This window comes from Pseudomonas sp. B21-036 (assembly GCF_024748925.1).
GTDB classification, from domain to species: domain Bacteria; phylum Pseudomonadota; class Gammaproteobacteria; order Pseudomonadales; family Pseudomonadaceae; genus Aquipseudomonas; species Aquipseudomonas palmensis.
Genome location: NZ_CP087178.1, coordinates 5,437,284 through 5,463,895 on the forward strand (window position 1 = coordinate 5,437,284; position 26,612 = coordinate 5,463,895).

Here is a 26,612-nt window from a genome sequence, read left to right on the forward strand (position 1 = left end):
CCTCAGTGACTCTGACCCGGGTGACGCGCCGAACGCCTTATCAAACCGATGACTGGCAGCAGCCCCACCAGCACCAGCGTCAACGCCGGCAGCGAGGCACGCGACCACTCGCCCTCGCTGGTCATCTCGAATACCCGCACCGCCAGGGTGTCCCAACCGAACGGGCGCATCAGCAGGGTGGCGGGCATCTCCTTGAGCACATCGACGAACACCAGCAGCGCCGCGCTCAGCGCACCCGGCACCAGCAGCGGGAGATACACCTTGAAAAACAATCGCGGGCCGCTGACCCCGAGGCTGCGCGAGGCCTCCGGCAGCGAGGGCCGGATGCGCCCCAGGCTGTTTTCCAAGGGGCCGTAGGCCACGGCAATGAAGCGCACCAGATAGGCCAGCAGCAGTGCCGCCAGGCTGCCCATCAGCAGCGGCCGGCCGGCACCGCCAAGCCAGCTCGAAAGCGGCACCACCAGCTGGTTGTCGAGGTAACTGAAGGCCAGCATGATCGACACCGCCAATACCGAGCCGGGCAAGGCGTAGCCCAGGTTGGCCAGGCTGACCCCGGCGCGCACCACGCGGGTGGGGGCCTGGCGTCGGGCAAACGCCAGCAGCAGTGCCACCGCCACGGTGATCAGCGCAGCCATGGCGCCCAGGTACAGGGTATGCAGGATGAGCGCGCCATAGCGCTCGTCGAGGTCGAAACGCCCGCGCTGCCAGAACCACACCAGCAACTGCAGCACCGGGATAACGAACGCGCAGGCAAACACCAGCAGGCACCAGCTGCTGGCAGCCAGCGCCTTGACCCCGCGCAGGTGGTACAGCGCCGCCACCCGGGGCCGCTCGTTGCTGCTGCGTACCGCACCGCGGGCCCGGCGCTCGCCGTACAGCACCAGCATGACGGCCAGCAGCAACAGGCTGGCGAGCTGGGCGGCGCTGGAGAGGCTGAAGAAGCCGTACCAGGTCTTGTAGATGGCGGTGGTGAAGGTGTCGAAGTTGAACACGGCCACCGCGCCGAAGTCGGCCAGGGTTTCCATCAGCGCCAGCGCCACGCCCGCGCCGATCGCCGGCCGCGCCATGGGCAGGGCCACGCGCCAGAAGGCTTGCAGCGGCGATTGCCCGAGCACCCGCGCCGCTTCCATCAGGCCCTTGCCCTGGGCCAGGAAGGCGGTACGTGCCAGCAGGTAGACATAGGGGTAGAACACCAGCACCAGCACGATGATCACCCCGCCGGTGGAGCGCACGCGCGGCAGGCGCATGGGGCCGAACCATTCGCGCAGCAGGGTTTGCACCGGGCCGGAGAAGTCCAGCAAACCGACGAAGACGAACGCCAGCACATAGGCGGGGATGGCGAAGGGCAGCATCAATGCCCAGTCGAGCCAGCGTCGGCCGGGGAATTCGCACAGGCTCGTGAGCCAGGCCAGGCTCACGCCCAGCACGGTGACGCCGACGCCCACGCCGAGGATCAAGGTCAGGGTGTTGCCCAACAGGCGGCTCATCTGGGTGTCGAGCAGGTGCGACCAGATCTGCAGGTCGATGCTCTGCCACGACAGCACCAGCACGCTCAGCGGCAGCAGCACCAGCGCGCAGACGGTGAAGACCAGGGGGTACCAGCGGCGTTGGGCGGGGTGGGCCAAGGGGGAGATCTCTAGCGAATGTGAGATTCGCCGGCAACGCCGGCTCCTACAGGGGTCGCGCATTACCTGTAGGAGCCGGCATTGCCGGCGAAGGGGCCCTGGAGGGCCCCGCAAGGATAAGGTCTTGCGCTCAGTTCCAGCCAGCCCGATCCATCAGGCGAATCGCTTCAGCCTGACGCTTGCCCGCCACTTCCACCGGCAGGCTGTCGGCTTTGAACTTGCCCCACGCCGCCACTTCTGCCGAAGGTTCGACCTTGGGGTTGGCCGGGAACTCCTGGTTCACATCGGCGAAGATCTTCTGCGCCTGCGGCCCGGTCATCCACTCCACCAGCTTGATCGCGGCCTCCTTGTGCGGCGCGTGCCGGGTCAAGCCGATGCCCGACAGGTTGACGTGCACGCCACGGTCGGCCTGGTTGGGCCAGAACAGCTTGATCGGCAGCTGCGGCTGCTCCTTGTGCAGGCGGCCATAGTAGTAGGTATTGACGATGCCCACGTCGCACTGCCCGGCCTCGATGGCCTTGAGCACTGCCACGTCATCCGAGAACACGTCGGTGGACAGGTTGTTCACCCAGCCCTTGAGGATCTCTTCGGTCTTCTCGGCGCCGTGGGTTTCGATCAGGGTCGCGGTCAGCGACTGGTTGTAGACCTTCTTGGCGGTACGCAGGCACAAGCGCCCTTCCCATTCCTTGCCGGCCAGCGCCTCGTAGGTGCTCAGCTCCTCGGGCTTGACCCGGTCGGTGGCGTAGGCAATGGTCCGCGCGCGCAGGCTCAGGCCGGTCCAGTCATGGGACGAAGCGCGATACTGCGGGGGAATGTTGGCGTCGATCACGGCCGACTTGATCGGCTGCAGGATACCCATCTGCTCGGCCTGCCAGAGGTTGCCGGCATCCACGGTCAGCAGCAGGTCGGCGGTGGCGTTGCTGCCCTCGGCCTTGATGCGCTGCATCAACGGCGCTTCCTTGTCGGTGATGAACTTGACCTTGACCCCGGTTTCCTTGGTGTAGGCATCGAATACCGGCTTGATCAGCTCGTCGATGCGCGAGGAATACACCACCACCTCGTCCCCCGCCTGTGCGGTACCGCCCAGCAGGGTGAGCGCCAGGGCGGCGAGTAGATGCTTGCGTGGCAACATGAAGGCGGTCCTCGGAATGCGGGAGAGGCGCAAATGGTAGTGAATGCCATTTGCCTTCTCAACCGAACTGCCAAGGGAGGAGTTACCAGATGTTGCGGTGCCGCCTCAGGCCCGTGCCAGCTCCGGCAGGTCGCCGCTCAGCCCCAGCGCCTGGCGCACGAACAGCGCCTTGGCCTCCGGCAGTTGCTCCACCCACTTCAGGCCACTGTTGCGCAGCCAGCGCAGCGGCAGCGGGTCGGCCTGGAACAGTCGCTCGAAGCCCTCCATTGCGGCCATCAAGGCCAGGTTGTGCGGCATGCGCCGTCGTTCGTAGCGGCTCAGCACGCGCACGTCGGCCAGGCGCTCGCCGCGCTCATGGGCATGCTGCAGCACTTCGGCCAGCACCGCCGCGTCCAGAAAGCCAAGGTTCACGCCCTGCCCGGCCAGCGGGTGAATGGTATGTGCCGCATCGCCGATCAACGCCAGGCCCTCGGCCACGTAGCGCTTGGCATGGCGCTGGCGCAGCGGTACGCACAGCCGTGGGTCGGCCGCCAGCACCGTGCCCAGGCGGCCCTCGAAGGCCCGCTCCAGCTCGGCGCAGAAGGCTTCGTCCGGCAGGGCCATGAGGCGCTCGGCCTGCGCAGGCGTGGTCGACCACACGATGGAGCACCAGTGCTGCTGGCCGTCGCGCAGCAGTGGCAGAAACGCCAGCGGGCCGTCATCGGTGAAGCGCTGCCAGGCTGTGGCCTGGTGCGGCTCGGCACAGTGCACGCTGGTCACGATGGCGTGGTGCAGGTAGTCCCACTCACGGGTTTGGCAGCCGGTCAGGCGGCGCACCGCCGAGTTGGCGCCGTCAGCCGCAATTACCAGCGGCGCGCGCAGGGTGCGGCCATCGGCCAGGGTCAGCAGCCAGTCGTCGCCACTGCGGCGCATCTGCTCCAGGCGGGCGTTGGCCAGCAGGCCGATCTCGCTGTCGTGCAGGCGCTGCAGCAGACCGTCCTGCACCACGCGGTTCTCGACGATGTGGCCGAGCACCTCGGCGTGCACGCTGGCGGCCGAAAAGTGGATCTGCCCGGTGCCGCTGCCGTCCCACACGTGCATGTCCGAATACGGGCTCAGGCGCCGCTCGCGGATGTGCTGCCAGGCGCCCACGCGCTCGAGGATGCGCTGGCTGGCCATCGACAGCGCGCTGACTCGCGGCTCGAAGGGCGCCTGTGCATCGAACGGCTTGACCGTCAGGGGGCTGCCGTCGAGCAGCAGGATGTCCAGGCCACTGTGCTGCAAGGCCAGGGCCAGGGCGCTACCGACCATTCCGGCACCGACAATCAACAGATCTGCGCGCATTTCCATGCTTTCAAGCCCGATAAAGAGAAGAAGGGGTCATTGGCCAGGCTGGTCCGGGCGTGTACCCAGGCCCATGGCCTGGCGGGCGAACCAGCGCTTGGCCGGGGGCAGCAGGTCCAGGCCCAGCAGGCCCAGGTTGCGCCCGGTGGCGAGCAACGGCTGGCCGCTGCCGAACAACCGCGTGACCTTGTCGGAGAAGCCCACGGTCAGGTCCTGGTCCAGGCGCTGGCGCTCGCGGTAGGCCTGCAGGGTCGCCAGGTCGCCTGGTACTTCGGGCCCGGCCAGCAGACCGTCAGCCAGCGACTGCACGTCTCGCAGCGACAGGTTGAAACCCTGCCCGGCAATCGGGTGCAGGCTGTGCGCGGCGTTGCCCAGCACCACCAGGTGCGAGCGCACCTGCTCCTGGGCCTCGACCAGCGACAGCGGGTAGAGGTGACGCGCGCCCACCTGGCGCAAGGTGCCCAGACGGTAGCCGAACACGCCTTGCAGCTCGGCCAGGAAGGCTCGTTCGTCGATCTCGGCCAGCCGTTTGGCATCCATTCCGGCACGGGTCCAGACCAGCGCGCAGCGGTTTTCCGGCAGCGGCAGCAAGGCCATCGGGCCGTCATCGGTGAAGCGTTCGAACGCCTGCCCGCAATGGGCCTCGCTCGGGGTGATGTTGGCGATCAGCGCACTCTGGTTGTACGGGCGCTGGCTGACGTGGATGCCCAACTGCTCGCGCAGCCCGGAACGCCCGCCGTCGGCCAGTACCGCCAGGTCGCAGTCCACCGTGGTGTCGTCATCCAGTGTCAGGCGGTAGCCGTCGGCCAGCGGCTGCATCGCGCTGACCTGCGCCGGGCAGCGCCAAGTCACCACCTCGGCATCCAGCCCCTGCCACAGGCACTGGCCGAGCCAGGCGTTCTCGACCACGTAGCCGAGTGCCGGCACGCCTTCTTCCAGGGCGTCCAGGCGGGTGGCGCCAAAGCGGCCACGGTCGGACACCTGGATCTGGCGGATCGGTTCGGCGCGGCGGCTGATCGGCTGCCACAGGCCCAGACGCTCGTAGATCTGCCGGGTGCCGTAGGAAAGCGCCGAGGAACGTGCGTCGTAACTGGGCTGGAAGCTGTCGCCGGGGGCGAACGGCTCGATCAGCAGGATCTTCCAGCCACGCGCCCTGGCCCCGGCCTGCAGGGCCAGCGCCAGGCTGGCACCGACCAGGCCGCCACCGATGATGGCAAGGTTGACCCGGCTCATGCGGCGTGGCTGCGTGCAGCCGCCATCAATGCTTCGATTTCGGCCACCGTGCGCGGTACGCCGGAGGTCAGGATTTCACAGCCCTGCTTGGTCACCACTACGTCGTCCTCGATTCGTACGCCGATACCGCGCCACTTCTTCGCGACGCTCTGGTTGTCGGCAGCAATGTAGATGCCCGGCTCCACCGTCAGGGCCATGCCCGGCTCCAGCACGCGCCACTGGTCGGCGACCTTGTACTCGCCGACGTCGTGCACATCCAGCCCCAGCCAGTGACCGGCGCGGTGCATGTAGAAGGCCCGATGGGCCTCGGCCTCGATCAGCGCCGGCACATCGCCCTTGAGCAGCCCCAGCTCCACCAGCCCTTCGGTGATCACCTGCACGGTGGCCTCGTGGGCATGGTTCCAGTGCTTGCCCGGTGCAATCGCGGCAAAGGCTGCAGCCTGGGCCTTGAGCACCAGCTCGTAGATCGCTTTCTGCTCCGGCGAGAAGCGCCCGCTGACCGGGAAGGTGCGGGTGATGTCGCTGGCGTAGCAGTCGATCTCGCACCCGGCGTCGATCAGGACCAGGTCGCCGTCCTTGAGCAGGGCGTCGTTCTGCTGGTAATGCAGGATGCAGGCGTTGCGACCCGATGCCACGATCGAGCCGTAGGCCGGCATCTTCGCCCCGCCCTTGCGGAACTCGTAGTCCAGCTCGGCCTCCAGGCTGTATTCGTGCAACCCGGCGCGGCAGGCCTGCATGGCCCGCACATGGGCGCGTGCCGAAATCGCCGCGGCCTCGCGCATCACCTTCACTTCCGTGGCCGATTTATACAGGCGCATGTCGTGCAGCAGATGATCCAGCGCAACGAACTCGTTCGGTGGCTGGGCGCCGAGGTTGGCCTTGGAGCGGATCACGTTGATCCACTCCATCAGGTGGCGGTCGAATTCGGGGTGGCTGCCCATGGCCGAGTACACCCGGTCGCGGCCTTCGATCAGGCCCGGCAGGATGTCGTCGATGTCGGTGATGGGGAACGCATCGTCCGCGCCGTATTCGCGTATCGCACCTTCCTGGCCAGCGCGCAGGCCGTCCCACAGCTCGCGCTCGGGGTTGCGCTCGCGGCAGAACAGCACGTACTCACCGTGCTCACGGCCGGGGATCAGCGCAATCACCGCCTCGGGCTCCGGGAAGCCGCTGAGGTACTGGAAGTCGCTGTCCTGGCGGTACACGTGCTCCACGTCGCGGTTGCGAATGGCCACCGCGGCCGCGGGCAGGATGGCGATGCTGTTGGGTTCCATCTGCGCCATCAGCGCCTTGCGACGACGGGCATACTCCGCTTTGGGGATATGGGCTATTGGCACGAGGAACCCCTGTTCGGCATTTAGTGCAAGGAAGGCTTGGGCGCAGGCGCCTGTGGCTTGGCCAGCTCGGAGAACAGCAGCATCGGTGCGACGCGCAGGTACTCCATCACTTCCATATAGTCGCTTTCGCCGTCTTCGGATTCTTCCAGTGCATCCTGGACCTGGGAAATGGCATCCAGGTCACCCAGCACTTCCTTGGCTTCGGCACTCAGGCTCAGGCCTGCCGAGTTGAGGCCGAAGCCGTACAGGAAGCCTTTGCACCACTCGCCCAGGGCGATGGCACGCTCGGTCAGCGGGGCATCGTCGGTGGGCAGCAACAGCACGACGGTGACTTCTTCACCGGTGAGTTCGCCCTTGACCATCTCCTGCAGGCCGATCAAAGCGTTACGAACATTGTCTACAGGATCGACTTCCAGCAGGTGGGCCGCATCGGCCAACCAGCCGTCGGCATCGAAGCCGGCGCCGGCGCAGCTGCGCCCGAGCAACAAGCCGTGAAGCTCGGCAGGCGAAACAGGGTGACCGTTGCTGGTGAGCAAGGTGGCAAAAGCGGTGTATGGCGAATTCGTAATGGGCATGGGCAGCTAGGCGCCAGACGGCGCAATGACTAGAATGAAGGCCTTGTATCCTAGCACCGGCAGGCGCGCCAAGACCATCGACGCCGCCAATTCGGGGCATGCCGGAACTTAATGAGCGGGTAAGACCCGTCTGACAAAAGCGAGTGGCACGTCATGCCAGAGAACGACCTGCAAGCGCTGATGGGCCGATTCGAGCTGTTGATCGAACGTGTCGAGCAACTAAAGCGGCAAAATGCACTCCTATTAGCTCAGGAAAAATCCTGGCGCGAGGAGCGCGCCCACCTCATCGAAAAAAACGAGATCGCCCGGCGTAAGGTCGAATCGATGATTTCGCGGCTCAAGGCCCTGGAGCAAGACTCATGAGTTCAAGCAATAGCGTCACCGTTCAGATCCTCGACAAGGAGTATTCGATCATCTGCCCGCCGGAAGAGCGCAGCAACCTGGTCAGCGCAGCGCGCTACCTGGACAGCAAGATGCGCGAGATCCGCAGCAGCGGCAAGGTGATCGGCGCCGACCGTATCGCGGTGATGGCGGCGCTGAACATCACCCACGACCTGCTGCACAATCAGGAGCGCCCGCAGGCGCCCACCGGCGGTGCCACCCGTGAACAGGTGCGCGACCTGCTCGAACGTGTCGATCAGGCATTGGCCGACGACGCGGGTTCAAAACCGGCCTGAGTTTCGGGTATACTCCGACCACTCCCTGGAGTGCTTGCCAGTCGGTCATGTCCCTGAGCCGATACGCACAACCACGGGGGTTGCACGTGGGGCCGGTGTGCATGTCCGCTTGACGGAAAGCCTTAACGCCTCCTGTAATCTCCACCTTGAACTTTCGGGTTCAAGGGCTACACCGACAGCGGTTCGTCGGGGAGCCTGAATTCTCCAGCCTGCGCCCACCCAGCGGCGCACGCACATGCACTGCCACCCCTGCGTGGCAGTCGCCCCAGGGACCGCCCGTGCCATGACCGACACCGCGCCGCTTACCCGCCCCCAACTTCGTCGTCTGCTCCGTGATGCCCGCCGTGCCCTCAGCCCGGCCGAACAGCGCCGTGCCGCGCGCGGCCTGTACCGGCAACTGGCGCAGCACCCGCTGTTTCGTCGTGCCCGGCACATTGCCCTGTACCTGCCCAACGACAGCGAGATCGACCCGCGCCTGCTGCTGCGCGAAGCTCAACGTCGAGGCAAGCATACCTACCTGCCGGTGCTGCACGCCTGGCCCAGAACCCGCATGGCCTTCCAGCGCTTCGAGCACGGTGAAAAACTGCGCCCCAACCGCTTCCGCATCCCCGAACCACGCATCAATCTCACACGCCAGCGACCCACCTGGGCACTGGACCTGATCCTGCTGCCGCTGGTGGGTTTCGACGAGACGGGTGGGCGACTGGGCATGGGCGGCGGGTTCTATGACCGCAGCCTGGCGTATCAGGGGCGGCGCAAGGCCTGGAAGAAACCCCTGCTGCTGGGGCTGGCGCACGAATGCCAGAAAGTGCAACGACTGGCCCAGGCCAGTTGGGACGTGCCGCTGCAGGGCACGGTATCGGACAGGGGGTGGTACCTGGCACCCTGAACGGGCGCCGCAAGGCTCAACGCTTGACGGGGGTCGGGGCGGCCGGCATCTCGTAGGCGGCTGTTTCGAGTTTCTGTTCCCACAGGCTTTGTGCATAGCCGGTGGTGACCACACCCAGGCCAAACAGAAAAACGAGCACCCAGAGCAAATCCGGTTTGCGATTCATCGATTGCCCCCCTCAGGCAAACTCATCACGATGACAGCAACGGTTTTTATTATGCCGTGCAGCAGCGTCAAGCTTAAAATGCGCGCATTCTCCGACAACCTGGTGCCACACGCAAACGTTGACGCCAACCGGCTGTCGGTTTCATGCAACAGGTTATTTCAAACTTTGTCTGGAGCGTCAACGATGGCCTACTGGCTGATGAAATCCGAGCCCGACGAGCTCTCGATCGAAGACCTCGCCCGCCTCGGCCAGGCGCGCTGGGACGGGGTGCGCAACTACCAGGCGCGCAACTTCATGCACGCCATGGCGGTGGGCGACCTGTTCTTCTTCTACCACTCCAGCTGCCCCGAGCCCGGCATCGCCGGTATTGCCCGCATCACCACCGCCGCCTACCCCGACCCCACCGCACTGGACCCCGAGAGCCACTACTTCGACGCCAAGGCCAGCGCCGAGAAGAACCCGTGGAGCGCAGTGGACGTGGAGCATGTGGAAACCATGCGCAAGGTGCTGGGCCTTGGCTACCTCAAGCAACAGGCGGCACTGGCCGAACTGCCACTGGTACAGAAGGGCAGCCGCCTGTCGGTGATGCCGGTGACGGACGAACAATGGGCCGCGGTGCTCGCACTACGTTAATTTCGCGTAAGATGCCCACTCGTTTGATACGTATCAACCCGCCACGGTAGGCAAAACGTCAGACTCTGACGTCAAACGCAGCAGGATGCAGGTGCATGTCGATGAGCCAACACACCCCCAAACTCTTTGCCGGCGCGCTGATTGCGCTGCTGGTGGCAGCCGGCGGCCTGGGCTACTGGAAGTCCATGCACGACCGTCTGCCCGAAGGCCTGAGCATGGGCAACGGTCGCCTTGAGGCCACCGAGGTGCAGATCGCCACCAAAGTGCCGGGGCGCCTGGCCGAAGTGCTGGCCGACGAGGGCGACGTGGTGCACAAGGGCCAACTGCTGGCGCGCATCGACACCCGCACCATGGAGGCCCAGCGCAACCAGGCCGAAGCCGAAGTGCTGCGTGCCCGCGAGAACTACGCGGCCGCCCAGGCCACCGTGCAGCTGCGCCAGAGCGAACAGCTGCTGGCCAGCCAGGAACTCAAGCGCGTGCGCGAACTGTTCCAGCGCAAGTACTCCAGCCAGCAATTGCTCGACCAGCAGCAGGCCCGCTACGACACCAGCAATTCAGCCGTGGTGGCAGCGCGAGCGCAACTCGCGGCAATCAAGGCCGCCATCGGTGCCGCCGAGGCCCAGGTGGCCCAGCTCACCAGCGAAATCGACGACAGCAGCCTGCGCGCGCCCATCGATGGCGTGATCCAGCTGCGCCTGGCCGAACCGGGCGAAGTGCTCGGGGCCGGCGGGCGCGTACTGCTGCTGATCGACCCCAGCGACCAGTACATGAACCTCTATCTGCCCGCCTCCACCACCGGCAAGCTGACCGTGGGCGACCAGGCACGCATCGTGCTCGATGCCCTGCCCGACCGCGCACTGCCGGCCAAGATCAGCTTCGTGGCAGCCAAGGCGCAGTTCACCCCCAAGCAGGTGGAAACCCGTGACGAGCGCCAGAAGCTGGTGTTTCGCGTCAAGCTGCGCCTGACCGAGCCCAGCGCGGTGCCCCAGGCCAAGCCGGGCATGCCCGGCGCCGGCTATGTGCGTAGCGCCCCCGTGGACTGGCCGGCCAACCTGCAATGACGGCCCTGGCGCTGCAGGCGCGTGGCATCAGCCACCGCTACGGCTCCCTCGAGGCCCTGCAAAACATCTGCTTTGAACTGCCGGCAGGCACCCGCTGCGGCCTGATCGGCCCGGACGGTGCGGGCAAGTCGAGCCTGCTGGGGCTGATTGCCGGGGTCAAGAAGCTGCAACAGGGCGAGTTGCAGGTGCTGGACGGCTCGATCCGCCAGCGCCGCCACCGCAACAGCCTGTACCCGCGCATCGCCTTCATGCCCCAGGGCCTGGGCGGCAACCTGTACCCAGAGCTGTCGATCAGCGAGAACATCCGCTTCTTCGCCACGCTGTTCGGCCTGAGCCGTTCCGAGTGCGACACGCGCATGCACGCGCTGCTGCTGGCCACCGACCTGGAACGCTTTGCCGAGCGCCCGGCAGGCAAGCTCTCCGGGGGCATGAAGCAGAAACTCGGGCTGTGCTGCGCACTGATCCACGAGCCCGACCTGCTGATTCTCGACGAGCCCACCACCGGCGTCGACCCGCTGTCGCGCCGGCGCTTCTGGGAGCTGGTGGAGCAGGTGCGCGGCGAGCGTCCGCAACTGACCCTGCTGGTGGCCACCGCCTACATGGAAGAGGCCGAACAGTTCGAGCACTGTCTGATGCTCGACCGTGGCCGCCTGATCGCCCAGGGGCTGAGCCGCGAGCTGGCCGGCGCCACCGCCAGCGGCAAGCTGGACGACGCCTTCACCTGCTACCAGAGCCAGCAGCAGGATGACCGCAGCCGCACCCAGGCGCCGCTGGTGATCCCGCCACGCCCGGCCGACGACGGCGACATCGCCATCGAGGCCCATGAACTGACCCTGCGCTTCGGCGACTTCACCGCAGTGAACAAGGTCAGCTTCGCCATCGGCCGTGGCGAGATCTTCGGTTTCCTGGGCTCCAACGGCTGTGGCAAGACCACCACCATGAAGGTGCTCACCGGCCTGATGCCGGCCAGCGAAGGCAGCGCCACCCTGCTCGGCCGCCCGGTCGACGCCAAGGACCTGGCCACGCGCAAGCGCGTCGGCTTCATGTCGCAGAGCTTTTCGCTGTATGGCGAACTGAGCGTGCGTCAGAACCTCGAGCTGCACGCGCGCCTGTTCGACCTGAAAAAGGCCGACAGCACCCCGCGCATCGCCGAACTGATCGAGCGCTTCGACCTGGGCGACATTGCCGACCAGCAGTCCGGCGCCCTGCCGCTGGGCCTGCGCCAGCGCCTGTCGCTGGCCGTGGCGGTGCTGCACCGGCCTGAAGTGCTGATCCTCGACGAACCCACCTCCGGCGTCGACCCGGCCGCACGCGACGACTTCTGGCGCCTGCTGATCGAGCTGTCCCGCGAGCAGGGCGTGACCATTTTCCTGTCCACCCACTTCATGAACGAGGCGCTGCGCTGCGACCGCATCTCGCTGATGCACGCCGGCCGTGTGCTGGCCTGCGATACCCCGGCCGCGCTGCAACAGCAGTTCGGCGGCCAGACCCTGGAAGACGCCTTCGTCACCTGCCTGGAACAGGCGCAGAACAGCAGCCCGGCGCCGACCGAGGCCCAACCGGTGAACACCACCGCCGAGGCCGCCAGCCCGCCGCCCCGCAGCGGCTTCAGCTTCGTGCGGCTGTTCGCGGTAGCCACCCGCGAAGGCAAGGAGCTGCTGCGCGACAAGGTGCGCCTGGCCTTCGCCCTGCTCGGTGCGCTGTTCATGATGGTGATCTTCGGCTATGGCATTTCGCTGGACGTGGAGAACCTGGCATTCGCGGTCTACGACCAGGACCAGAGCCCGCAAAGCCGTCTGTACCTGGAAGCGTTTCGCGGCTCGCGCTACTTCGCCGAGCAGGCGCCGATCCGCGACGCCGCGCAACTGCACAAGCGCCTGCAACGCTCGGAAATCAAGCTGGCGCTGGAGATCCCCCCCGGCTTTGGCCGCGACCTGAATGCCGGGCGCCAGCCGGTGGTGGCGGCCTGGCTCGATGGCGGCATGCCGTTTCGCGCCGAAACCAGCCGCAACTATGTGGAGGCCGTGCACCAGGCCAACCTCGAACAGCTCGCCGCGCTGAGCAGCCGCGCACAGCCAGGCCAGGCAGCGGTAAAGCTTGAAACCCGCTTTCGCTACAACCAGGACGTGATCAGCGTGAACGCCATCGGCCCCGGGGTGATGGCGCTGATCCTGGCGTTCATTCCCGCGATGCTCACGGCACTGGGCATCGTGCGTGAAAAAGAGCTGGGCTCGATCACCAACTTCTACGCCACGCCGCTCACGCGCCTGGAGTTCCTGCTCGGCAAGCAGGCCCCGTACCTGCTGGTGAGCCTGGTCAACCTGGCGTTGCTGGTGGCGATGAACCGCTGGCTGTTCGGCGTGCCCTTCAAGGGCAGCGCACTGGCCCTGGCCTGCGGCGGGGTGCTGTACCTGCTGGCCACCACCAGCCTGGGGCTGCTGATCTCGGCATTCACCCGCACCCAGATCGCGGCGATCCTGGGCACCATGATCATCACCAGCCTGCCGACCATCCAGTTCTCCGGGCTGATCGTGCCGCGCTCTTCACTCGATGGCGCGGCAGCACTGATGGGCCAGCTGTTCCCGGCCGGCTACTTCCTCGACATTGCCGTCGGCACCTTCACCAAGGCCCTGGACCTGCGCGAACTCTGGCCGCAGTGCCTGGCCCTGTTCGGGTTCTTCGCCGGCTTCACCGGGCTGAGCCTGATCATGCTGAAAAAGCAGGAGGTCTGATGCAGCGCCTGGCCCATATCTACCGCCTCGGTCTCAAGGAGCTGACCAGCCTGCGCCACGACAGCGTGCTGCTGCTGTTTCTGCTGTATGCCTTCAGCGTGGCCATCTACATGCCCGCCGCCGGCTCGGTGATCGGCGTGCACAACGCCAGCGTGGCCATCGTCGACGAAGACCACAGCCTGGTCTCGCGCAAGCTGGGCGAGGCGCTGCAACCGCCGGAGTTCCAGCCGGCGGTGACGCTGCCCTACGACCAGCTCGACCAGGCCATGGACAGCGGCCAGTACACCTTCGTGATCAATATCCCGGTGAACTTCCAGAGCGACCTGCTGGCCGGGCGCACCCCGGAACTGCAGGTGAACGTCGACGCCACCGCCATGAGCCAGGCGTTCATGGGCGCCGGCTACATCGGGCGGATCTTCGAACGCGAGCTGCTCGACTACGCCAAGCAGGCCGTGCAGAGCCCGGCGCTGCTGAGCCCACGGGCGCTGTTCAACCCCAACCTGGAGGGCGGCTGGTTTCTGGCGGTGATCCAGATCGTCAACAACATCACCATCCTGGCCATCGTGCTGACCGGCACTGCGCTGCTGCGCGAACGCGAGCACGGCACCCTCGACCACCTGCTGGTACTGCCACTGACGGCACTGGAAATCATGCTGGCCAAGATCGGCAGCAACGCACTGGTGGTGGTGCTGTGCACCTGGGTGTCGCTGGAGGTGGTGGTCAAGGGGGCATTGGGAGTGCCACTGGCCGGCTCCATGGGGTTGTTCCTGGGCGTGACCGCGCTGTACCTGTTCGCCAGTACCGCGCTGGGGATCTTCCTCGCCACACTGGCGCGCTCGACCCCGCAGTTCGGCTTGCTGGCGATCCCGGTGATCATCCCGATGCTGTTGCTGTCGGGCGGCAGCACGCCGCTGGACAGCATGCCGCAATGGCTGCAGTGGGTGATGCAACTGTCACCCTCCACCCACTTCGTCAGCCTGGGTGCCGCGATCCTGTTCCGCGACGCCGACGCATCGGTGGTGTGGCCGGACCTGCTGGCGCTGGCGGCGATCGGCCTGGCGTTCTTTGCGATCGCCCTGGCACGCTTTCGCCGCAGCCTGGCCTCGTGACTACTGCACGATCAGGTTGTTGAACAGCAGGTCGGCCACCACCGGCCGGCCTTCTTCGCCGTTGAGCACCTGCTGCACCTGCTTGAGGGCTTCCTGGCGAAGGTGTTCCTTGGCCTCGACGTTGCTCATGCCGTCCAGGCTCTGCTGGGTGAACAGGGCCACCAGCTGGTTGCGGATCAGCGGTTCGTGGTGCTTGACCGCGGCCGCATCCACATCGTTGTCCACGCGCAACGCCACATCGGCCTTGTACACGCGCAGCTTGGGGCCGCCATCAAGGGCATAGTTGCCCACCAGTGGCGGGGTCAGGGAGATGTACGACACCTTCGGCGCGCCCTCTCCGTCCTTGGCTTCTTCGGCCATGGCCGCCGCTGGCAGCATCAGGGCCAGTACCATCAAGATCCACGCTTTCACCAATTCGCTCCTCAAACAGTTGGCGCCAGCATACCCAGCGCCTTCGCCAAACCCAAGCCCGGGCTTATGCCGGCTTATCAGGCCGGGGCATGCTCGTTGACCCGACACCCTGCCCACCTACACTTATCGGCCACCACCCGCAAAGGAATAGCCCTGATGAAAGCCGTGTTGTGCAAAGCCCATGGTCCGGCCAGCGACCTGGTCCTCGAAGAGGTCGCCAGCCCAGTGCCCAAACGCAATGAAGTGCTGGTGCAGGTGCATGCGGCGGGGGTCAACTTCCCCGACACCCTGATCATCCAGGGCAAGTACCAGTTCCAGCCGCCACTGCCGTTCTCGCCGGGTGGCGAAGCAGCAGGGGTAGTGCTGGAGGTGGGCGAAAAGGCCGGGCCGTTGCAGGTGGGCGACCGGGTGATGGCGCTGACCGGCTGGGGCAGCTTTGCCGAGCAGATTGCGGTGCCGGGCTACAACGTGATGCCGATCCCGGCGCACATGGACTTCGCCACGGCTGCCGCATTCGGCATGACCTACGGCACCTCGATGTACGCGCTCACCCAGCGCGGGCAGTTGCAAGCCGGGGAAACCCTGCTGGTGCTGGGCGCGTCGGGCGGTGTCGGGCTGGCGGCGGTGGAGATCGGCAAGGCCCTGGGCGCGCGGGTGATCGCAGCGGCCAGCAGCGCCGACAAGCTGGCCGTGGCCAAGGCTGCCGGTGCCGACGAGCTGATCAACTACAGCGAAAGCGGCCTCAAGGACGAGATCAAGCGCCTGACCGGTGGCCAGGGCGTGGACGTGGTTTTCGACCCGGTGGGCGGCGAGCTGTTCGAGCAGGCGGTGCGCGGGCTGGCGTGGAACGGACGGATGCTGGTGGTGGGGTTCGCCAGCGGGCAGATCCCGCAGTTGGCGGTGAACCTGACGCTGCTCAAGGGCGCGGCGGTGCTGGGGGTGTTCTGGGGTGCGTTCGCGCAGCGCCAGCCGGCGGATAACGCCGCGAACTTCAAGCAGCTGTTTGCGTGGCATGCCGAGGGCAAGCTGAAACCACTGGTGTCGCAGACCTACCCACTGGCCGATGCCGGGGCTGCAATCGAGCAGTTGGCGGGGCGCAAGGCGGTGGGCAAGCTGGTGGTGTCTGTGCGATAGCCAAGCCCGCTCCCGCACTGCCCTGTGGGAGCGGACTTGACCCGCGATAGAGGCGTGAACGTCAGCTCATGTCCCAGGCCAGCAGCACCTGCTTGCACCCACGGCACACGAACTTGTAGAACCCGGTATCCCCGCCCGGCGCATACCCCACCGCGGCCCACGACCAGTCCTCCACGGTCATGCCGTTGTACTCGGCCCAGTGCTCCCGGGTCGCCGGCGTGGCCTCACTGATGTCCTCGGCGCTGGCGTCCCCGTGGAACTCGCAGGCGTCACCGCAATGGTGCATCCACTGGCTGTCCTGCCATGTGGGATAGCCCGGCGTGCGGTAGGCGATCTCGTCGAGCACCTCAGGCTTTATGCCCGCCTCCCCCATCGCATACACATCATGGAAACTGCCGTCGTAGCGCCTGGCCGCCGAACCATCGGCGATGCACCACGGGCAGATATCGCCCTCGAGTGTCTGCGCGGTGTACAGCGTGCCGTCATACAGGTAACCACGCGCCTGCCCGCAGCACACGCAAGCCTCGCTGCTGGCCACGATGTAATGAACCTTGCCGGGGTAATAGGTAAAGACCGGAAGTGGTGTTGTCATGGCATTCCTTCTCACAGCTGCTTGAGCGCAAGGTCACGCAGTTGCTGCGGCCAGGCGTCGATGAACATCAGGTCGGGCTGCCCGGCGCAGCGCCGCTCGATAGACGGCAGCGCTGCCTCGAACGCCTGCTGCGCCTGCTTGAACTGCAGCAGGGTGGGCGATGCGGGTGACGTCCTGGCCAGCAAGCCGATGGACGTGGCCACGCTGTCCATCTGCCACAGCGGCTGATGCGAGCGGATCTGACGGTAGGTGGTCAGGTAATAGTTGAACAGCTTGCACTGCAGCTGCGGCAACGCGGCCTGGGCATCCAGGGTCATCGCCATGGACTGCTCATCCATGCGAAAGAGCAGGCTCTGCACCACATCGGTTTTCACCGGCTCGCCCGCGGCCACCGTCCAGGGTTCGAACCGCACCTTTGCGATGGCCGCTTCTGCAGACGCACTGAACAACGCATGATCACTGTGCTTGACGGTTACATGGCTGACCGAGCCATCGCGCGAATCGACCTGGTAGCCGATGCGCACAGCGCCCTCCAGGCCCACCAGCCTCATGGCCCTCGGATACACCGGGGCCGGGGGCTGTGCGAACGTGGGCACATGCTCGGCCTGCACGGCGCAGCACCAGCACAACAGTATTCCAAGCCAGCGTTTCATCCCTGATTCCCAACACGTCCATTGATAAGGGGCGCGATGGTACCGCAGGCTTCACGCCTTGTCCGCCGAATGACAACGCTTGAAGCGTGCCTCCAGGTTGCGGTCGGGCATGGCATGGGTGCGCAGCGCCGAAAGGGTCTGCTCGACATAGTCGCGGGTGGTGCCGTAGCGGCCCTTGGCGCTGGCCAGGATATGGCTGAGCAAGGTGTCGGGCAGGTTGCCGGCATAGCACGGCAAGTGCCGCTCCAGCACGAAGCCCAGTGCCTGCACCTTGCTGCCGTCCTCGAGGCGGCAGTTGAGCCAGTGCGGACGGTACGCCGGGTACGGCATCTCGCGCTGCCACAGCGCCAGCAATGAATCCTCCAGGCGCTCTTCGGGCAGCCGATAGGCAAAGCCGCTGCACGAGCCACCACGGTCCAGGCCGAACACCAGCCCCGGGCACTCCGGAGTGCCGCGGTGCTCGTGGGACCACAGGTACAGGCCGCGATGATAGCCATGCACGCGTGCCCGCCGGCGCTCGGCCGCGCTGCATTCCGGTCGCCAGATCAGCGAGCCATAGGCAAACAGCCAGACCGGGCCGCCCTGATGGCGGGACATGGTGTGATCAACCGATTGTCGAAGTTGCTCGTGGGTCAGTTGCTGACCGAAGTCGAGCACCGGAGGGTACGCCAAACTCGAGGGTGCAGTTTCAATTGCCGACATGATCGCCGCCAGAATTCCTCGTGAACTACTGAAGTGGCCCACTGTAAAGTCATTGCACTAACAATACATCGACCGTACGGCAGATGGCCGCTCGAATACAAGCCCCCGCTGCAAACAAAGCCCCCAGCACCGGGGCTTTCAGGCCTGCTGTTTCAAGTGTAGTAATAGTTTTTGGCGGTGCTTGCAATAATTAACGCGGCCAGCACTTATAACCAACGAGGCACAATCGGGTTATTTGAATCGGCGCGTTATTGCAACGCGCCGTTATTACCTAAGTTAGCCGCGCGGGGCATAAGCGAATACATCGGCGCGCATCTGGTGTGCGTCCATGCCAGCGTCCACCAGGGCATCGAGGGTGGCGTAGATCATGGTGGGCGAGCCACTGGCATACACGTGCACGCCCGCAAGGTCGGCAATGTCTTCGCACACGGCCTCGTGCAGCAGTCCGCAGCGCCCCTCCCAGCCGCACAAGTCGCTCACTACCTTGTGCAGGAACAGGTTGGGCAGCGTTGCCCACTCGTCCCAGTGCTCGATCTGATAGAAGTCTTCCGGGCGGCGCACTCCCCAGTACAGGTGCACCGGGTGCTTGAAGCCGCTGGCCCGGCAATGTTCGATCAGGCTGTGCATCTGCGCCATGCCGGTACCGGCAGCAATCAGTACCAGCGGCCCGTCCGGCAGTTCGGCCAGGTGCGTGTCGCCAAACGGCAGCTCCACCCGCGCCATGCGGTTGCGCTGCAACTGTGCGATCAGTTCCAGTGCACTGCTCTCGCGGGCCAGCACGTGCAGCTCCAGGTCACGCCCGCTGTGTGGCGCCGAGGCCAGCGAGAACGCGGCCTTGTCGCCAGCTTCGCGCTCGATCATCAGGTACTGCCCGGCGTGGTAGCGCGGCGGCTTGCCGGCCGGCGCGCGCAGACGCACGCGCCACACGTCGCCGCCCACCTCGACACATTCGCTCAACTGGCAGGCCAGCTTGCGCACCGGCAGCTCGCCCAGGGCCAACACGCCATCCCACAGCAACACGCAATCCTCCAGCGGCTCGGCGATGCAGGTGTACAGCTCGCCATGGTCCTTCACCTCGCCATCCTGGCGCACACGGCCTTCCACCAGCAGTGCCGCGCACACATGGCAATTGCCATTGCGGCAGCTCTGCGGGCAGTCATAGCCCAGACGACGGGCCCCATCCAGTATGCGCTCACCAGGGTTCAGTGCCAGCACCGCCCCGGAGGGCTGCAAGGTAACCTGCATCAGTCTATTCCCAACTGTGTCCACAGCTCATCGATGCGTCGGGTGACGGCCTCGTCCTTGACGATGACACGCCCCCACTCGCGGGTGGTTTCGCCCGGCCACTTGTGGGTGGCATCCAGGCCCATCTTCGAGCCCAGGCCGGAAACCGGCGAGGCGAAGTCCAGGTAGTCGATCGGCGTGTTGTCGATCATCACGGTATCGCGCTTGGGGTCCATGCGCGTGGTGATGGCCCAGATCACGTCGTTCCAGTCCCGCGCGTTGATGTCGTCGTCGGTGACGATCACGAACTTGGTGTACATGAACTGGCGCAGGAACGACCACACCCCCAGCATCACGCGCTTGGCGTGCCCTGGGTACTGTTTTTTCATGGTGACCACCGCCATGCGGTACGAGCAGCCCTCAGGCGGCAGGTAGAAGTCGGTGATCTCGGGGAACTGCTTCTGCAGGATCGGCACGAACACTTCGTTCAGCGCCACGCCCAGAATCGCCGGCTCGTCAGGCGGACGCCCTGTGTAGGTGCTGTGATAGATCGGCTTGGTGCGGTGGGTGATGCGCTCCACGGTGAACACCGGGAAGCTGTCGACTTCGTTGTAGTAGCCGGTGTGATCGCCATACGGGCCTTCGGGCGCCATCTCGCCGGGGTGGATCACGCCTTCGAGGATGATCTCGGCGGTGGCGGGCACCTGCAGGTCATTGCCGCGGCACTTGACCAGCTCGGTACGGTTGCCGCGCAGCAGGCCGGCGAAGGCGTACTCGGACAGGCTGTCGGGCACCGGGGTCACCGCGCCGAGGATGGTCGCCGGGTCGGCGCCCAGTGCCACGGCCACCGGGAACGGCTGGCCAGGGTGCTTCTCGCACCACTCACGGTAGTCCAGCGCGCCGCCACGGTGGCTCAACCAGCGCATGATGACCTTGTTGCGGGCGATGACCTGCTGGCGATAGATACCCAGGTTCTGGCGGTCCTTGTTCGGACCTCGGGTCACGGTCAGGCCCCAGGTGATCAGCGGCGCCACGTCGCCCGGCCAGCAGTGCTGGATCGGCAGCGCGCCAAGATCGACGTCGTCCCCCTCGATCACCACGTCGTGGCAGGGCGCATCCTTGACCACCTTGGGCGCCATCGAGATGACCTTCTTGAAGATCGGCAGCTTCGACCAGGCGTCCTTCAGCCCCTTGGGCGGCTCGGGCTCCTTGAGGAAGGCCAGCAGCTTGCCGATCTCGCGCAGTTCGCTGACCGACTCGGCGCCCATGCCCATGGCCACGCGCTCCGGGGTGCCGAACAGGTTGCCCAGCACCGGGATGTCGTAACCGGTAGGGTTCTCGAACAGCAACGCCGGGCCCTTGGCACGCAGGGTGCGGTCGCAGACCTCGGTCATTTCCAGGATCGGGGAGATGGGGACCTGAATGCGCTTGAGTTCGCCGCGCTGTTCCAGGCCGCGGATAAAGTCGCGCAAATCGCGATACTGCATGCGGGAGCCTCGTGTTCGCCGTAGCGGTCGGGGTGCAAAGTGTAGCGCCGAACCCCGCCCGCCAGAATAGACAATGTACAGATAGCAAAAAGCCGGGTTTCCCCGGCTCTTGCGTACCGCCCGTGTTACTTGCGCTTCATCGACAGGAAGAACTCGTCGTTGGTCTTGGTCTGCTTGAGCTTGTCGACCAGGAACTCGATGGCAGCGATCTCGTCCATCGGGTGCAGCAACTTGCGCAGGATCCACATGCGCTGCAGCTCGTCGTCGGCGGTCAGCAGCTCTTCGCGACGGGTACCCGAACGGTTGATGTTGATGGCCGGGAACACGCGCTTCTCGGCAATGCGACGGTCCAGGGGCAGTTCCATGTTGCCGGTACCCTTGAACTCTTCGTAGATCACTTCGTCCATCTTCGAGCCGGTCTCGACCAGCGCGGTGGCGATGATGGTCAGCGAACCGCCTTCCTCGATGTTACGTGCAGCACCGAAGAAACGCTTCGGCTTCTCCAGGGCGTGGGCGTCGACACCACCGGTCAGCACCTTGCCGGAGCTCGGGATCACGGTGTTGTAGGCACGGGCCAGACGAGTGATCGAGTCGAGCAGGATGACCACGTCCTTCTTGTGCTCGACCAGGCGCTTGGCCTTCTCGATGACCATCTCGGCCACTTGCACGTGACGGGTTGGCGGCTCGTCGAAGGTGGAGGCGACCACTTCGCCGCGCACGGTGCGCTGCATCTCGGTCACTTCTTCCGGGCGCTCGTCGATCAGTAGCACGATCAGGTGGCACTCGGGGTTGTTGCGGGTGATGTTGGCCGCGATGTTCTGCAGCATGATGGTCTTGCCCGCTTTCGGCGGGGCGACGATCAGGCCGCGCTGGCCCTTGCCGATCGGCGCGCACAGGTCGATGACGCGACCGGTGAGGTCTTCGGTGGAACCGTTGCCGGCTTCCATCTTCAGGCGCTTGTTCGGGAACAACGGCGTCAGGTTTTCGAAGAGGATCTTGTTCTTCGCGTTTTCCGGACGGTCGTAGTTGATGGTGTCGACCTTGAGCAGCGCGAAGTAGCGCTCGCCTTCTTTGGGCGGGCGGATCTTGCCGACGATGGTGTCACCGGTACGCAGGTTGAAGCGACGAATCTGGCTGGGCGAGACATAGATGTCGTCCGGGCCGGCCAGGTACGAAGCGTCAGCCGAACGCAGGAAGCCGAAACCGTCCTGGAGAATCTCCAGCACGCCGTCACCGGAGATTTCCTCGCCGCTTTTCGCGTGCTTTTTCAACAGGGAGAAAATCACGTCCTGCTTGCGCGAACGGGCCATATTTTCTATGCCCATCTGTTCGGCCAATTCGAGCAGATCGGTAATCGGCTTTTGCTTGAGTTCAGTCAGATTCATAAGGGGAATGACGTAATCATGTAAGAAGGGGGAATTAAGCTTCTGGCTTAATGAAGCCGCGCCGCAGAGAAGGCGACAGGATCGCGTACTAATTCGAATTGAGGTGCGTCGGCGACGGCGTGCAGGGGGCACTGAAAGAAACAGTGCGAGGCCGAATGTATCACTTGCATTTTCTGGCGTCTAGTCACCAGACAGAGAAAAGCCCCGACGAATGCGGGGCTTTTTTCGACTCAGATATTGGCGTCGAGGAACGCCTGCAGCTGAGACTTGGACAATGCGCCGACCTTGGTCGCCTCGACATTGCCGTTCTTGAACAGCATCAGCGTCGGGATGCCACGCACGCCGTGCTTGGCCGGGGTTTCCTGGTTTTCGTCGATGTTCAGCTTGGCGACGGTCAGTTTGCCCTCGTAGGTAGCGGCGATGTCGTCCAGAACCGGAGCGATCATTTTGCATGGGCCGCACCATTCAGCCCAGTAGTCGACCAGCACCGGACCTTCAGCCTTGAGCACGTCGGCTTCGAAGGTGGCGTCGGTGACGTGTTTGATAAGATCGCTGCTCATGGAAGTCTCCAAGGTCGTAAGCAAAAAAACGTGGCCCATCATAGCCGCCATCGCCGTAGACAGGAAGCCACGCGCGATTGACTGTAACTATAGTTGTGCGAGACGTTGCATATCGACTGTCACACAAAAGTCATAAAAAAGACTCGCAACTGCGTCAGGTCAAGCCTTGCCACACTGCGCGTTGGCGTCGGCGGCGGATCGTGGCACGATTGCCGGGTTATCGACCGAGAACCCATCACCATGCCGCAAAACCCAGCCAAGAATCTGTCCCTGATAGCCGCCATCGACCTGGGCTCCAACAGTTTTCACATGGTCGTGGCCAAGGCCCACCACAACGACATTCGCATCCTGGAGCGGTTGGGGGAAAAGGTTCAGCTGGCCGCCGGCATCGACGAAGAGCGCCAGCTCAGCGAAGAGTCCATGCAACGCGGGCTCGACTGCCTCAAGCGCTTCGCCCAGCTGATCAACGGCATGCCTGACGGCGCGGTGCGCATCGTCGGCACCAACGCCTTGCGCGAAGCGCGCAACCGCGGCGAATTCATCCGCCGCGCCGAAGCCATTCTCGGACACCCGGTGGAGGTGATTTCCGGCCGTGAAGAAGCACGCCTGATCTACCTGGGCGTCTCCCATACCCTCGCCGACACCCCCGGCAAGCGCCTGGTGGCCGACATCGGCGGCGGCAGTACCGAATTCATCATCGGCCAGCGCTTCGAGCCCCTGCTGCGCGAAAGCCTGCAGATGGGCTGCGTGAGCTTCACCCAGCGTTACTTTCGCGACGGCAAGATCACCCCGGCGCGCTATGCCCAGGCCTACACCGCCGCGCGCCTGGAGCTGATGAGCATCGAGAACGCCCTGCACCGCCTGACCTGGGATGAAGCCATCGGCTCCTCGGGCACCATCCGCGCCATCGGCCTGGCCCTGAAGGCCGGCGGCATGGGCAACGGCGAGGTCAACGCCGAAGGTCTGGCCTGGCTCAAGCGCAAACTGTTCAAGCTGGGCGATACCGACAAGATCGATTTCGAAGGGGTCAAGCCCGACCGGCGCACCATCTTCCCGGCGGGCCTGGCGATCCTGGAGGCGATCTTCGACGCGCTGGAACTGCAACGCATGGACCACTGCGAAGGTGCCCTGCGCGAAGGCGTGCTGTACGACCTGCTGGGCCGCCACCACCACGAAGACGTGCGCGAACGCACCCTGACCTCGCTGATGGAGCGCTACCACGTCGACCAGGGGCAGGCGGCACGGGTCGAGCGCAAGGCGCTGCATGCCTTCGACCAGGTGGCCAAGGCATGGGATCTTGAAGACGGGATCTGGCGCGAACTGCTGGGCTGGGCGGCCAAGGTGCACGAAGTGGGCCTGGACATCGCCCACTATCATTACCACAAGCACGGCGCCTACCTGATCGAGCACTCCGACCTGGCCGGCTTCTCCCGTGAAGACCAGCAGATGCTGGCACTGCTGGTGCGCGGGCACCGGCGCAACATCCCCAAGGACAAGTTCGCCGAATTCGGCGACGACGGCGTGAAGCTGATTCGTCTGTGCGTGCTGCTGCGCTTCGCGATCCTGTTCCACCACATCCGCGGCACCCAGCAGATGCCGACGGTCAAGCTGCATGCCGCCGGCCAGAGCCTGGATGTGGAGTTCCCGGCCGGCTGGCTGGAACAGAACCAGCTGACCCAGGCCGATTTCGGCCTGGAAGCCGAATGGCTGGCCCGGGTCGGCTTTACCCTCAGCGTACGATAAGCACCGGGTTGCTCAGGCGCTCGAGCAGAGTGGCCTGGGCACTGCGCGGGTTCTGGTTGCCGGTCGGCGTGCTGCGCACATAGCGGCCGTCCGACTGCAGCAGCCACGCGTGGGTGTTGTCGGTCAGGTACCCCTCCAGCTCCTTCTTCACCCGCAGGATCAGCTTCTTGCCCTCCACCGGGAAGCAGGTCTCGACACGCTTGTCGAGGTTGCGCTCCATCCAGTCGGCACTGGAAAGGAACATCTGCTCTTCCCCGCCATTGAGGAAGTAGAACGCCCGGGTGTGTTCCAGGAAACGCCCGATGATCGAGCGCACGTGGATGTTGTGCGAAACGCCCGGAATGCCCGGACGCAGGCAGCACATGCCACGCACCACCAGGTCGATGCGCACGCCCGACTGGCTGGCCTTGTACAACGCCTTGATGATCTTGGGGTCGGTCAGCGAGTTGAACTTGGCGATGATGTGCGCCGGCTTGCCTTCCAGGGCGAACTGGGTCTCGCGCGCGATCATGTCGAGCATGCCCTTCTTGAGGGTGAACGGCGCGTGCAGCAGCTTCTTCATGCGCAGGGTCTTGCCCATGCCGATCAGCTGGCTGAACAGCTTGCCGACGTCCTCGCACAAGGCGTCGTCGGAGGTCAGCAGGCTGTAGTCGGTGTACAGGCGGGCGTTGCCGGCGTGGTAGTTGCCGGTACCCAGGTGCGCATAACGCACGATCTCGCCGGCCTCGCGCCGCAGAATCAGCATCATCTTGGCGTGGGTCTTGAACCCGACCACGCCATAGATCACCACCGCACCCGCCGCTTGCAGGCGGCTGGCCATCTGCAGGTTGGACTCTTCGTCGAAACGCGCGCGCAGTTCGATCACTGCGGTGACCTCCTTGCCGTTACGCGCCGCATCCACCAGCGCGTCGACGATCTCGGAGTTGGCGCCGCTGCGGTACAGGGTCTGGCGCACGGCCAGCACGTGCGGGTCTTTCGCCGCCTGACGCAGCAGGTCGACCACCGGGGTGAACGACTCGAAGGGGTGCATCAGCAGGATGTCCTGCTTGCTGATGACACTGAAAATGTTCTCGCTGTTCTGCAACAGCTTGGGAATTGCCGGGGTGAACGGGGTGTACTGCAGCTCCGGGTGACTGTCCAGGCTGGTGATGCTGAACAGGCGCGTGAGGTTGACCGGGCCATTGACCTGGTACACCTCGTGCTCGCTCAGGCTGAACTGCTTGAGCAGGTAATCGGACAGGTGCTTGGGACAGGTATCGGCCACTTCCAGGCGCACCGCATCGCCATAGCGACGCGAGAACAGCTCGCCACGCAGGGCACGGGCCAGGTCTTCGACGTCCTCGGAGTCCAGCGCCAGGTCGGCGTTGCGGGTCAGACGGAACTGGTAGCAGCCCTTGACCTTCATGCCCTGGAACAGGTCGTCGGCGTGCGCATGGATCATCGACGACAGGAACACGTAGTTGTCGCCGGGGCCACCGACGTCTTCCGGCACCTTGATCACCCGCGGCAGCAGACGCGGCGCCGGAATGATCGCCAGGCCCGAATCACGGCCGAACGCATCGATGCCTTCGAGCTCGACGATGAAGTTCAGGCTCTTGTTCACCAGCAGCGGGAACGGGTGGGTCGGGTCCAGGCCGATCGGGGTAATGATCGGCGCGATCTCGTCGCGGAAGTAGCGGCGCACCCAGGTCTTGAGCTTGGTGGTCCAGTGACGCCGGCGGATGAAGCGAATCTGGTGCTTTTCCAGCTCCGGCAGCAGCACGTCGTTGAGGATCGCGTACTGGCGGTCCACTTCGCTGTGCACCAGCTCGCTGATGCGCGCCAGCGCCTGGTGCGGCTGCAGGCCGTCGGCGCCGGCCTGCTCGCGAGCGAAGGTGATCTGCTTCTTCAGGCCCGCCACACGAATTTCGAAGAACTCATCCAGGTTGCTGGAAAAGATCAGCAGGAACTTCAGTCGCTCCAGCAGCGGGTAGGACTCGTCCAGCGCCTGCTCCAGCACGCGGATGTTGAACTGCAGCTGGGACAATTCGCGATGGATGTACAGGCTGCTGTCGTCCAGGCCCGGCACGGCAATCGCCGGCACCGCCGGGGCCGGAGCCACCACGGGCGCCTCGGCTTCGACCACCGGCGCGGGCTCGAGGTCCGGCGGGGTTTCGACCAGTTGCTCGGGCACCGGCTGGGCATCCTTCACTTCGACTTCGGTAAGTGCTTCGTTATTCATCTAGCGTT

25 protein-coding genes and 1 other RNA gene are annotated in these 26,612 nt (G+C 65.1%); 10 read left to right on the forward strand and 16 right to left on the reverse strand.

Annotation, left to right across the window (positions count from 1 at the left end; genetic code table 11):
• Positions 1-2: 2 nt before the first annotated feature.
• From LOY33_RS24780 to LOY33_RS24805, 6 genes are all read right to left on the reverse strand, one after another.
• Complete coding sequence (locus tag LOY33_RS24780; RefSeq protein ID WP_058541753.1) at positions 3-1,625, reverse strand: iron ABC transporter permease; 1,623 nt, start codon at positions 1,623-1,625, stop codon at positions 3-5.
• Between the two features lie 130 nt (positions 1,626-1,755).
• Positions 1,756-2,757 (reverse strand): extracellular solute-binding protein, encoded by a 1,002-nt coding sequence (locus LOY33_RS24785; protein WP_258660419.1) that lies wholly within the window; start codon positions 2,755-2,757, stop codon positions 1,756-1,758.
• A gap of 105 nt (positions 2,758-2,862) precedes the next feature.
• Positions 2,863-4,080, reverse strand: coding sequence for a 2-octaprenyl-3-methyl-6-methoxy-1,4-benzoquinol hydroxylase (locus tag LOY33_RS24790; protein WP_168186836.1), 1,218 nt, complete (start codon positions 4,078-4,080; stop codon positions 2,863-2,865).
• A gap of 36 nt (positions 4,081-4,116) precedes the next feature.
• Entirely contained in the window at positions 4,117-5,313 is a 1,197-nt protein-coding gene (gene ubiH / locus LOY33_RS24795) for a 2-octaprenyl-6-methoxyphenyl hydroxylase (protein WP_104572815.1), read from the reverse strand.
• Positions 5,310-6,644, reverse strand: coding sequence for a Xaa-Pro aminopeptidase (gene pepP, locus LOY33_RS24800; RefSeq protein WP_043863469.1), 1,335 nt, complete (start codon positions 6,642-6,644; stop codon positions 5,310-5,312). Before pepP ends, ubiH begins: the two co-directional genes overlap by 4 nt.
• A 26-nt stretch (positions 6,645-6,670) precedes the next feature.
• On the reverse strand, positions 6,671-7,225 hold the full coding sequence (locus LOY33_RS24805; RefSeq protein WP_043863406.1) for a YecA family protein: 555 nt from the start codon (positions 7,223-7,225) through the stop codon (positions 6,671-6,673).
• Between the two features lie 153 nt (positions 7,226-7,378).
• Here LOY33_RS24805 and LOY33_RS24810 point away from each other — a divergent pair, with 153 nt between their 5' ends.
• The 4 genes from LOY33_RS24810 (at position 7,379) to LOY33_RS24825 (ending at position 8,791) form a co-directional block, all read left to right on the forward strand.
• Positions 7,379-7,588, forward strand: a complete 210-nt coding sequence (locus LOY33_RS24810; RefSeq protein ID WP_043863405.1) for a TIGR02449 family protein — start codon at positions 7,379-7,381, stop codon at positions 7,586-7,588.
• Positions 7,585-7,902, forward strand: a complete 318-nt coding sequence (locus tag LOY33_RS24815) for a cell division protein ZapA (protein WP_043863404.1) — start codon at positions 7,585-7,587, stop codon at positions 7,900-7,902. The genes LOY33_RS24810 and LOY33_RS24815 overlap by 4 nt, the downstream gene beginning before the upstream one ends.
• 19 nt (positions 7,903-7,921) lie before the next feature.
• Positions 7,922-8,099, forward strand: a non-coding RNA gene (gene ssrS / locus LOY33_RS24820) — 6S RNA.
• 86 nt (positions 8,100-8,185) lie between these two features.
• Positions 8,186-8,791, forward strand: a complete 606-nt coding sequence (locus tag LOY33_RS24825) for a 5-formyltetrahydrofolate cyclo-ligase (protein ID WP_043863403.1) — start codon at positions 8,186-8,188, stop codon at positions 8,789-8,791.
• A 16-nt stretch (positions 8,792-8,807) separates the two neighbouring features.
• On the opposite strand, the gene LOY33_RS24830 is transcribed toward LOY33_RS24825, so the two are convergent.
• Positions 8,808-8,957, reverse strand: coding sequence for a hypothetical protein (locus LOY33_RS24830; RefSeq protein WP_167400226.1), 150 nt, complete (start codon positions 8,955-8,957; stop codon positions 8,808-8,810).
• Between the two features lie 183 nt (positions 8,958-9,140).
• Between LOY33_RS24830 and LOY33_RS24835 the strand changes: the two genes are divergently transcribed.
• From LOY33_RS24835 to LOY33_RS24850, 4 genes are all read left to right on the forward strand, one after another.
• Entirely contained in the window at positions 9,141-9,590 is a 450-nt protein-coding gene (locus LOY33_RS24835; RefSeq protein WP_258660427.1) for an EVE domain-containing protein, read from the forward strand.
• Positions 9,591-9,685: 95 nt separating this feature from the next.
• Positions 9,686-10,651 carry an HlyD family secretion protein gene (locus tag LOY33_RS24840; protein ID WP_043863401.1) on the forward strand — a complete coding sequence of 322 codons (966 nt, stop codon included), beginning with the start codon at positions 9,686-9,688 and terminating at the stop codon, positions 10,649-10,651.
• Positions 10,648-13,383, forward strand: coding sequence for a ribosome-associated ATPase/putative transporter RbbA (rbbA, locus tag LOY33_RS24845; protein ID WP_258660428.1), 2,736 nt, complete (start codon positions 10,648-10,650; stop codon positions 13,381-13,383). The genes LOY33_RS24840 and rbbA overlap by 4 nt, the downstream gene beginning before the upstream one ends.
• Positions 13,383-14,492 (forward strand): ABC transporter permease, encoded by a 1,110-nt coding sequence (locus LOY33_RS24850; RefSeq protein ID WP_043863399.1) that lies wholly within the window; start codon positions 13,383-13,385, stop codon positions 14,490-14,492. The genes rbbA and LOY33_RS24850 overlap by 1 nt, the downstream gene beginning before the upstream one ends.
• On the opposite strand, the gene LOY33_RS24855 is transcribed toward LOY33_RS24850, so the two are convergent.
• Positions 14,493-14,903: a flagellar basal body-associated protein FliL gene (locus LOY33_RS24855; protein WP_054915500.1), complete on the reverse strand. Its 411-nt coding sequence runs from the start codon at positions 14,901-14,903 to the stop codon at positions 14,493-14,495.
• 156 nt (positions 14,904-15,059) lie between these two features.
• Between LOY33_RS24855 and LOY33_RS24860 the strand changes: the two genes are divergently transcribed.
• Positions 15,060-16,037 (forward strand): NADPH:quinone oxidoreductase family protein, encoded by a 978-nt coding sequence (locus tag LOY33_RS24860; protein ID WP_196932026.1) that lies wholly within the window; start codon positions 15,060-15,062, stop codon positions 16,035-16,037.
• A gap of 61 nt (positions 16,038-16,098) precedes the next feature.
• Here LOY33_RS24860 and LOY33_RS24865 read toward each other — a convergent pair whose 3' ends face one another.
• From LOY33_RS24865 to trxA, 7 genes are all read right to left on the reverse strand, one after another.
• Positions 16,099-16,629, reverse strand: coding sequence for a CbrC family protein (locus LOY33_RS24865; protein WP_054915498.1), 531 nt, complete (start codon positions 16,627-16,629; stop codon positions 16,099-16,101).
• 11 nt (positions 16,630-16,640) lie between these two features.
• A complete protein-coding gene (locus LOY33_RS24870) occupies positions 16,641-17,282 on the reverse strand; it encodes an energy transducer TonB (protein ID WP_081315193.1) in 642 nt (213 codons plus the stop codon).
• A gap of 51 nt (positions 17,283-17,333) precedes the next feature.
• Positions 17,334-17,984, reverse strand: coding sequence for a gamma-glutamylcyclotransferase (locus LOY33_RS24875; protein WP_043863394.1), 651 nt, complete (start codon positions 17,982-17,984; stop codon positions 17,334-17,336).
• Positions 17,985-18,260: 276 nt separating this feature from the next.
• Positions 18,261-19,229: a CDP-6-deoxy-delta-3,4-glucoseen reductase gene (locus LOY33_RS24880; RefSeq protein WP_043863393.1), complete on the reverse strand. Its 969-nt coding sequence runs from the start codon at positions 19,227-19,229 to the stop codon at positions 18,261-18,263.
• Positions 19,229-20,695 carry a 4-hydroxy-3-polyprenylbenzoate decarboxylase gene (ubiD, locus tag LOY33_RS24885; RefSeq protein ID WP_054915496.1) on the reverse strand — a complete coding sequence of 489 codons (1,467 nt, stop codon included), beginning with the start codon at positions 20,693-20,695 and terminating at the stop codon, positions 19,229-19,231. Before ubiD ends, LOY33_RS24880 begins: the two co-directional genes overlap by 1 nt.
• A gap of 125 nt (positions 20,696-20,820) precedes the next feature.
• On the reverse strand, positions 20,821-22,080 hold the full coding sequence (rho, locus tag LOY33_RS24890; protein ID WP_043863391.1) for a transcription termination factor Rho: 1,260 nt from the start codon (positions 22,078-22,080) through the stop codon (positions 20,821-20,823).
• A gap of 230 nt (positions 22,081-22,310) precedes the next feature.
• Positions 22,311-22,640 carry a thioredoxin TrxA gene (trxA, locus tag LOY33_RS24895; protein ID WP_043863390.1) on the reverse strand — a complete coding sequence of 110 codons (330 nt, stop codon included), beginning with the start codon at positions 22,638-22,640 and terminating at the stop codon, positions 22,311-22,313.
• 240 nt (positions 22,641-22,880) lie between these two features.
• Between trxA and ppx the strand changes: the two genes are divergently transcribed.
• Entirely contained in the window at positions 22,881-24,383 is a 1,503-nt protein-coding gene (gene ppx / locus LOY33_RS24900; RefSeq protein ID WP_043863389.1) for an exopolyphosphatase, read from the forward strand.
• Here ppx and ppk1 read toward each other — a convergent pair.
• Positions 24,370-26,604, reverse strand: a complete 2,235-nt coding sequence (gene ppk1 / locus LOY33_RS24905) for a polyphosphate kinase 1 (RefSeq protein WP_043863388.1) — start codon at positions 26,602-26,604, stop codon at positions 24,370-24,372. The two genes, ppx and ppk1, sit on opposite strands and share 14 nt — an antisense overlap.
• Positions 26,605-26,612 lie beyond the last annotated feature (8 nt).

What these genes read in the sequence shown, in the direction of transcription:
- LOY33_RS24785 (WP_258660419.1), bottom strand. Translation starts at nt 2,757, where the DNA reads ATGTTGCCACGCAAGCATCTACTCGCCGCCCTGGCGCTCACCCTGCTG.
- LOY33_RS24790 (WP_168186836.1), bottom strand. Translation starts at nt 4,080, where the DNA reads ATGCGCGCAGATCTGTTGATTGTCGGTGCCGGAATGGTCGGTAGCGCC.
- ubiH (WP_104572815.1), bottom strand. Translation starts at nt 5,313, where the DNA reads ATGAGCCGGGTCAACCTTGCCATCATCGGTGGCGGCCTGGTCGGTGCC.
- LOY33_RS24805 (WP_043863406.1), bottom strand. Translation starts at nt 7,225, where the DNA reads ATGCCCATTACGAATTCGCCATACACCGCTTTTGCCACCTTGCTCACC.
- LOY33_RS24810 (WP_043863405.1), top strand. Translation starts at nt 7,379, where the DNA reads ATGCCAGAGAACGACCTGCAAGCGCTGATGGGCCGATTCGAGCTGTTG.
- LOY33_RS24815 (WP_043863404.1), top strand. Translation starts at nt 7,585, where the DNA reads ATGAGTTCAAGCAATAGCGTCACCGTTCAGATCCTCGACAAGGAGTAT.
- LOY33_RS24825 (WP_043863403.1), top strand. Translation starts at nt 8,186, where the DNA reads ATGACCGACACCGCGCCGCTTACCCGCCCCCAACTTCGTCGTCTGCTC.
- LOY33_RS24830 (WP_167400226.1), bottom strand. Translation starts at nt 8,957, where the DNA reads ATGAATCGCAAACCGGATTTGCTCTGGGTGCTCGTTTTTCTGTTTGGC.
- LOY33_RS24835 (WP_258660427.1), top strand. Translation starts at nt 9,141, where the DNA reads ATGGCCTACTGGCTGATGAAATCCGAGCCCGACGAGCTCTCGATCGAA.
- LOY33_RS24840 (WP_043863401.1), top strand. Translation starts at nt 9,686, where the DNA reads ATGTCGATGAGCCAACACACCCCCAAACTCTTTGCCGGCGCGCTGATT.
- rbbA (WP_258660428.1), top strand. Translation starts at nt 10,648, where the DNA reads ATGACGGCCCTGGCGCTGCAGGCGCGTGGCATCAGCCACCGCTACGGC.
- LOY33_RS24850 (WP_043863399.1), top strand. Translation starts at nt 13,383, where the DNA reads ATGCAGCGCCTGGCCCATATCTACCGCCTCGGTCTCAAGGAGCTGACC.
- LOY33_RS24860 (WP_196932026.1), top strand. Translation starts at nt 15,060, where the DNA reads ATGAAAGCCGTGTTGTGCAAAGCCCATGGTCCGGCCAGCGACCTGGTC.
- LOY33_RS24865 (WP_054915498.1), bottom strand. Translation starts at nt 16,629, where the DNA reads ATGACAACACCACTTCCGGTCTTTACCTATTACCCCGGCAAGGTTCAT.
- LOY33_RS24870 (WP_081315193.1), bottom strand. Translation starts at nt 17,282, where the DNA reads ATGAAACGCTGGCTTGGAATACTGTTGTGCTGGTGCTGCGCCGTGCAG.
- LOY33_RS24875 (WP_043863394.1), bottom strand. Translation starts at nt 17,984, where the DNA reads ATGTCGGCAATTGAAACTGCACCCTCGAGTTTGGCGTACCCTCCGGTG.
- LOY33_RS24880 (WP_043863393.1), bottom strand. Translation starts at nt 19,229, where the DNA reads ATGCAGGTTACCTTGCAGCCCTCCGGGGCGGTGCTGGCACTGAACCCT.
- ubiD (WP_054915496.1), bottom strand. Translation starts at nt 20,695, where the DNA reads ATGCAGTATCGCGATTTGCGCGACTTTATCCGCGGCCTGGAACAGCGC.
- rho (WP_043863391.1), bottom strand. Translation starts at nt 22,080, where the DNA reads ATGAATCTGACTGAACTCAAGCAAAAGCCGATTACCGATCTGCTCGAA.
- trxA (WP_043863390.1), bottom strand. Translation starts at nt 22,640, where the DNA reads ATGAGCAGCGATCTTATCAAACACGTCACCGACGCCACCTTCGAAGCC.
- ppx (WP_043863389.1), top strand. Translation starts at nt 22,881, where the DNA reads ATGCCGCAAAACCCAGCCAAGAATCTGTCCCTGATAGCCGCCATCGAC.
- ppk1 (WP_043863388.1), bottom strand. Translation starts at nt 26,604, where the DNA reads ATGAATAACGAAGCACTTACCGAAGTCGAAGTGAAGGATGCCCAGCCG.